At 73.4% G+C, this 6,766-nt stretch carries 7 protein-coding genes; 5 read left to right on the forward strand and 2 right to left on the reverse strand.

Going from position 1 to position 6,766, the window contains the following annotated elements:
• Positions 1-182: 182 nt before the first annotated feature.
• Together AC1Q5D_RS12005 and AC1Q5D_RS12010 are read right to left on the reverse strand one after the other, a co-directional pair.
• Positions 183-1,490, reverse strand: coding sequence for an MFS transporter (locus tag AC1Q5D_RS12005; RefSeq protein ID WP_481738555.1), 1,308 nt, complete (start codon positions 1,488-1,490; stop codon positions 183-185).
• A gap of 58 nt (positions 1,491-1,548) precedes the next feature.
• Positions 1,549-2,799: a M20 metallopeptidase family protein gene (locus AC1Q5D_RS12010; protein ID WP_481738692.1), complete on the reverse strand. Its 1,251-nt coding sequence runs from the start codon at positions 2,797-2,799 to the stop codon at positions 1,549-1,551.
• A gap of 118 nt (positions 2,800-2,917) precedes the next feature.
• Here AC1Q5D_RS12010 and AC1Q5D_RS12015 point away from each other — a divergent pair, with 118 nt between their 5' ends.
• The 5 genes from AC1Q5D_RS12015 to AC1Q5D_RS12035 all read left to right on the forward strand — a co-directional run.
• Positions 2,918-3,934 carry a winged helix-turn-helix transcriptional regulator gene (locus AC1Q5D_RS12015; protein WP_481738554.1) on the forward strand — a complete coding sequence of 339 codons (1,017 nt, stop codon included), beginning with the start codon at positions 2,918-2,920 and terminating at the stop codon, positions 3,932-3,934.
• A gap of 143 nt (positions 3,935-4,077) precedes the next feature.
• A complete protein-coding gene (locus tag AC1Q5D_RS12020) occupies positions 4,078-5,586 on the forward strand; it encodes a CYTH and CHAD domain-containing protein (RefSeq protein WP_481738553.1) in 1,509 nt (502 codons plus the stop codon).
• A gap of 8 nt (positions 5,587-5,594) precedes the next feature.
• Positions 5,595-6,173, forward strand: a complete 579-nt coding sequence (locus tag AC1Q5D_RS12025) for a PGPGW domain-containing protein (protein ID WP_481738552.1) — start codon at positions 5,595-5,597, stop codon at positions 6,171-6,173.
• A gap of 74 nt (positions 6,174-6,247) precedes the next feature.
• A complete protein-coding gene (locus AC1Q5D_RS12030) occupies positions 6,248-6,451 on the forward strand; it encodes a hypothetical protein (protein WP_481738551.1) in 204 nt (67 codons plus the stop codon).
• A gap of 48 nt (positions 6,452-6,499) precedes the next feature.
• The coding region (locus tag AC1Q5D_RS12035; protein ID WP_481738700.1) for a transposase at positions 6,500-6,766 on the forward strand (267 nt) is incomplete at its 3' end.

Below are 6,766 nucleotides of genomic sequence, written 5' to 3' on the forward strand. Positions count from 1 at the left end.
CCGCCGCTGATACATCCGCGCCGGCCGTCGTCCCCGGCGGGGTGGCGCTCTGGCGCCGATGCTACGCCGCTTCTCCCGCGGCGGCACGGGGTCGGCGGCGGTACGGGCAGGCCGCCCACGCGGGGGAGCGGGGACCCGCGCGGGTGGCGCGTCGCCGGCCGCGGGCCGCTGGCCGCTGGCCGCTACTCCGCGCCGAGCGGCATGCCCTTGGTCTCGCGCAGCCCCAGGACGGTCGCGGCGCCGACCAGGAGCAGGGTGATGGTGTAGATCCCGAAGTAGGTGCTGCCCGCGTCGCCGAACCAGGTCCCGAAGGCCGCCTGCAGGTAGGCGGCGGTCCCGCCGAACGCCGCCACGCAGAGCGCGTAGGGAACCGCGATGCCCAGGGTGCGTACGGAGGTCGGGAAGAGTTCGGCATACACGGCCGGGACGATCGAGGCCGAGGCCGCGATGAAGACGAGGATCGCGGACATGGAGACGCCCAGCTGCCAGGCGGCGTCGCGGACGAACCACGTCGCCGGGAAGAACAGGGACGCGGTGCCGAGGGCCGCGATGGTCAGGACGGGCTTGCGGCCGATCCGGTCCGACAGGCGGCCCCACAGCGGCAGGGCCACGATGAAGACCAGATTGGCGCACACGCCGGCCCACAGCGCGCCGGCCGGGTCGATACCGAGCACGTTGATGGCGTAGGCCGGCGTGGAGACGCCCCAGACGTAGTAGGCGACGGTCAGGCCGACGGTTAGGCCGATGACCTGCAGGGCCTGGCGCCAGTGGCGGGCCAGGTCGGCGAGCAGGCCGCCCCGGGCCGGGGCCTGGTCCGGCGACTTCTCGGCCTCGAAGACCTCCGACTCGTCCATGCGGAAGCGCATCACCAGCGCCACCAGGCCGAACACGGCGCCGAGGATGAAGGGGATCCGCCAGCCGAAGGCGGCCATCTGTGTCTCGGCCAGGACCGTGGACAGGACGGCACCGAGCAGGGTGCCGAAGAGGATGCCGGTGGTGCCGGAGACGTAGATCAGGGACGCCCAGTAGCCGCGGCGGGCAGGCGGGGCCATTTCCGAGAGGTAGGCCTGCGCGCTGGGCAGTTCGCCGCCGTGCGCCAGGCCCTGGACGAGCCGGGCGACGAGCAGCATCAGGGACGCGCCGGCGCCGATCGATTCGTACGTGGGCGTCAAGCCGATCACCAGGGACCCCAGCGAGGCCAGGGCCACACACAGGGTCATCGACGCCTTCCGGCCCACGCGGTCGCCGATCCAGCCGAACACGAACCCGCCGAACGGCCGGGCCACGAAACCGACCGCGAAGATCGCGAGCGTGGCCAGGAACGCGCTGGAGGGGTCGGACTTGCTGAACAGCTGGCCGGAGATGAACGAGGCGAACGTCGCGTAGACGGCCCAGTCGTACCATTCGACGGCGTTGCCGGCGCCGGTGCCGACGAGCGTCTTGGCGACGCCGGCCCGCGGCTTGGCAGCGGGGATGCTGGTGGTTGGCACGAGGGCCTCCTGTTGGTTCTGGGGAAGTGCTGGAAGGGGAGGGTGGCGATGTTCGGTCCTAGCGGGGGCCGCTGGCGATCCGGTCAAGGGCGAGGCGCGCGTAGAGGGCGGTTCCGTCGGCGAGGACGGCGTCGTCGAACACGGCGTACGGGGAGTGGTTGAAGGGGGCGGCCTCGTGGTCGGCGCCGGCCGGCGCTGCCGAGAGGAAGAGGAAGGAGCCGGGGACCTCCTCGAGGACGCGGGAGAAGTCCTCCGAGCCGGCAAGCGGGTTCGCCATCTCGTGGTAGCGGTCGGGGCCGAAGAGTTCCTCGACGGCGTTGCGGGCGAAGCGCGTTTCGGCCCCGTCGTTGACGGTCAGCGGGTATTCCTCGATGTACTCGACCGTGGCCTCCAGTCCGTGGGCCGCGGCGATGGATTCGAGCAGCCGCGGCAGGGAGGACTTCAGGCGCGCCTTGGCCCGCGGGGAGAAGGAGCGGATGGTTGCTTCGAAGCGGGCGGTGTCGGGGATGACGTTGCGCTTCGTCCCCGCCCGAAGCAGCCCGACGGTCAGCACCACCGGGTCGAAGGCGTCGAACTGGCGGGTCACGAGGGACTGCAGGGCCAGCACCATCTCCGCAGCCACGGTGACTGGGTCCTTGGCCAGGAACGGGGCCGATCCGTGCCCGCCGGCCCCGTGGACCGTCACGACCAGGCCGTCCGACGAGCTCATCGTGGCGCCGGTGCGGGACAGGAACGTGCCGCCGACGGCCAGTTGTCCGCTCATGACGTGCATTCCGTAGGCCGCGTCCGGGCGGCGCCCCGCCGCATCCAGGACTCCCTCGCGGATCATGACGCCCGCGCCGTCGTAGCCCTCCTCGCCGGGCTGGAACATCAGTACGACGTCGCCCGCCAACCGGTCGCGGCGCTCGGAGAGGAGCCGGGCGGCGCCGGCCAGCATGGCCGTGTGCAGGTCGTGCCCGCAGGCGTGCATCACACCGCCGACGCGGGAGGCGTAGTCCACGCCCGACTTCTCCTGCACGGGCAGGGCGTCCATGTCCCCGCGCAGCAACACCGTGGGGCGCGGGCCGGAGCCGCTGGCGTCGGCCGCCGTGCCGCGCAGGACCGCGGTGACCGAGGTGGTCTCGGTTCCGGTCGAGATCTCGTACCCCAACCCGTCCAGGGCATCGACCACCTTCTCCTGGGTGCGTGGCAGGTCCAAGCCGATCTCCGGTTCGCGGTGGAGGCGGTGCCGCAGGTCCGCGACGTCGCCCGCCAGGGCACGGGCATCGTCAAGCAGCGCGACCGCGAGATCGGCGGAGGAATCGGCAATGGCCACGGGGTGTCCTTTCGGTGACGGGTTAGTACACGAGGATGGGGCGACGTCGGTCTCCTCGGGGGTTTAGACTGGCAAAATTGCACATGGATGGCTGCAGGCCGAAGGATTTTGCATGGAGCTCCCTCCAGAGGACCTTGAGCTGGTCCACGCGCTCCAGATCGCTCCCAGGGCGACATGGGCGCAACTCGGCGGCGCGCTGCGCCGGGACCCGGCGACGCTGGCCACCCGGTGGGGCCGCCTCACCGCCGACGGGAGGGCCTGGATCACGGGCCATCTGGGTGCGGCCGGGGTGCACGGGCACGTGGGGTTCATCAGTGTGGAGTGCCGGCCGGGAAGCAGGGCGGAGGTCCTGGATCGCTTGTGCAGGGCTCCCGAGATCGACACCGTCGAGGAGGCGGCCCGGGCCTGGGACGCGCGCCTGACCGTCGTCACCCGGAGTTGGCAGGCGCTCACGCGCCAGGTGTTGCCGATCGTCCGCGCCGATCCGGATGTCACGCGCACCCAGATGACCGTCGCCACCCGCCTCTATGCCAGCGGTGGCAACTGGAGGTTGGACGTCCTTTCGCCCGAGCAGCAGCGGCGCGTGGCAGGACTTCACGTGGAGGTGTCGCGCCCCCCGGGTGCCACCTCGCCACACCTTGACAAGGTCCTCGAACTGTTGGCCCGGGACGGGAGGGCGACGGCCACCGACATCGCCGCCGCCACGGGGACGCACCCCTCGACGGCCGCGCGCCATCTGCGCGAAGCCTTGGAAACCGGAGCGGTTGCCCTGCGTTGTGAATTGGCGCAAGAGCACTCCGGGTATCCGGTGCCCTGCCAGTGGTACGTCCGGATTCCTCGTGCCCAGCTGGAGGCGGCCGTCCAGTATCTGCGCTCCCACCGGACGCTGCGGCTCTGCGCCTCGACCACGGGGGACGCGAACCTGACCTTCTTCCTGTGGCTGCGAACGCCGGCCGAGATCGCCGACGTGGAGGCGGGCCTGCAGGCCGCGGCGCCGGGCGCGCAGGTCGTGGAATCCGATGTGGGGGTCCGCACGCACAAGCGCATGGGATGGCTGCTGCGCGAGGACTCGACGGCCACCGGCGAAGTGGTGACGGGTCTGCCGCGGACGGGCGGTCTCCTGCCCTAGCCTCTCTTGTTCCCTGGGCCCGGAGACCGCCACCACCTTCCGGCCGGGCCGCGGCCAGGGCGGCTGGGCGGCCGCCGCGGCCGGGGGCCGGCTGGGCCCCGCCCGGCTGGCGACGCCCGCCGCGCTGTGCACACAATGTCCGCATGACTCTTGAGGCGCAGGTCGAGATCGAGCGGAAATACGACGTCGGCGCGGGCACCGAGCTGCCGGACCTCGTCGGCGCGCCCGGCGTCGCCGGGGTCGACCCGCTGGATCCCGTGGAGATGGAGGCCGTCTACTACGACACCGACGACCACGCCCTGCGCCGGAACCGGGTGACCCTGCGCCGCCGCACCGGCGGCCGCGACGACGGCTGGCACGTGAAGTTCCCCTCCGCCGAGGGCCGGCTCGAGCTGCGCGCCCCGCTGGGGAAGGACGACGGCGGGGTCCCGGCCGAGGTCGCCGACCTGGTCCAGGCCCTCGTGCGCGGGCGCCCGCTGCGCCCGTCCGCGACGCTGCGCACCCGCCGCACCGTCACGCTGCTGTGCGGGCGGGACGGGCCGCTCGCCGAGGTGTGCGACGACGAGGTCTTCTCCACCGGCCCCGACGGCAGGGAGGAGCGGTGGCGCGAGTGGGAGGTCGAGCTGCTCCACGACGGCGCCCTCGAGCCCGACGAGGGCGGCGACCTGCTCGACGCCGTGGAGACCCTGCTGGCCGACGCCGGGGCCCGCCGCTCCCCGCGCGCGTCCAAGCTGGCCCGGGCGCTCGGCCCGCTGCCGGCGCCGCCGTCGTCCGCCCCCCAGGGCACCCTCGGCGCCGTGCTCGCGGCCGCGTTCGGCGACGCCGCGCGCGCCCTGCTCGTGTGGGATCCGCGCGTGCGGCGCGGGGTCCCCGACGCGCTGCACCAGCTGCGCGTCTCCGTGCGCACGCTGCGCTCCCTGCTCAAGGTGGCCGGGAAGCTGCTCGAGCCCGGCCCCGCCGACGACCTGAACGTCCGCCTGCGCGAGGCCGGCCGCGCCCTCGGGGCCGCGCGCGACGCCGAGGTGCACCTGGAGACGCTCGACGCGCGGCTGGAGCGGTGGCCGCGCGAGGTCGTGCTGAAGCAGGCCGCCGACAGGATGCGGGCCCGGCTCGGGTCCGAGCGCGACGCCGCCCTCGCCAGGGCGCTGGACCACCTGCGCTCGCCGGGGTACCTGGCGACGCTTGACGCGGTGGAGGCGTTCGCGGCCGACCCGCCGCTCGCCGACCCGGACGACGGCGGCGGCCCCGCCCGCAAGCCCCTGCGCAAGGCCGTGGACCGGCAGCTGCGCCGCGTGCTGCGCCGGGTCGACGCCGCGGACGCGGCCCGGGACGACGACGAGCGCGTGCGCCTGCTCCACGAGGCCCGCAAGGACGCCAAGACGCTGCGGTACGCCATCCGCCAGCTGCGCCAGGTCCCCGGCGCCAAGCTCGGGGGCCGGCGCAAGGGCCTGCAGGACGCGGCCGAGGACGTCCAGGACGCGCTCGGCGACCACCGGGACAGCCTGGCGTTCCAGGGGTTCGTGCGCTCGGTGGCGCGGCAGGCCAGGCGCGCGGGGGAGGACACGTTCGCGTATGGCGCGCTGTTCGCGGCGGAGGAGGCGGTGCAGGAGGAGGCCCTGGCCGGCTTCCGCGACGCCCTCGAGTCGCTGTAGGCGCGGCGATGGGGGGAACGACGGGGGACCGCCCCGGGCGGCACCACAGGAAGCGCGCGCACCACATCGCGTGGACGGCCGTGAAGACGCTGCTCATCGAGATCGCCGGATGGATCCTGGTCCTGCTGGGCCTGGCCGCCCTGGTGCTGCCCGGCCCGGGGCTGCTGCTGCTGGTGTCCGGGCTGGCCGTGCTGTCGCTGCGCTACCGGTGGGCGAGCCGGCTGCTGCGGCCCGTGGAGCGGGAGGCCGTGCACCTGGCCCGCCTGAGCGTGACCTCGTGGCCGCGCCTGGCCGCCGGCGTGGCCGGCGGGCTGTGGCTGGTGGCGCTGGGGATCGTGTGGGGCATCGGGACGCCCGTGCCCGGGTGGTGGCGGTGGCCGGAGGATTGGTGGCTGGTCGGCGGCTGGGGGACCGGCGCGACGCTGATCGCCTCCGGCGGGCTGGCGCTCGGGCTGATCGTGTACTGCTTCCGGCGGTTCCGGGTGCCCGGGGCGTCGGTCTCCGGCGCGGCCGCGCCGGGGGCGGCGGGCCCGGGTGCCGGCAGGGCGCTAGAAGGCGGCCGCGACGAAGCCGACGGCGCCGCTTAATCCGCAGTTCACCCAATTCACAGCAAGCCACGGAAGACTGGTGCCCTCGCCAACCTACCGACGGGAAACCCGCCATGACCGACTCCCTGACCGTCCGTGACTTCGCCGAGGGCGATCCCATCGTGGCCACCGACCGCCGCGGCGTCGAGGTGCGCGGCCGGGTCGACGGCGTTGCGCCGCACCTGAACGTCCTGTGGATCCGCGAGCACGACGGCAACGCGCGCCGGCTCCTGCTCGAGGAGGAGTTCCGCTTGGAGTGCCCGATCCGGCGGCACTAGGGTGTGTTGCTAAAGCGTTGCGGCGCTTTGATCGGGTTCGATGGCTTAGTGGCTAATCGCGATTTGATCTCTGATGGCGTGTGGGAAGTGATCGGTCCGGTGTTCCCTCCCTACAAGGGAACCGGGCGACCCGTGGCCGACCGGCGCACCGTGGTAGAGGCCGTGGTGTGGAAGTTCCGCACCGGGGCCCCATGGCGGGACCTGCCGGAGCGGTTCGGGAAATGGAACACGGTCTTCAAGAACTTCGACCGCTGGGCCAAGGACGGCACTTGGGCGCGGGTGCTCGAGCGGGTCCAGACCCGGGCCGAGGAGCTC

The sequence above is a fragment of the Arthrobacter paludis genome (assembly GCF_056782315.1).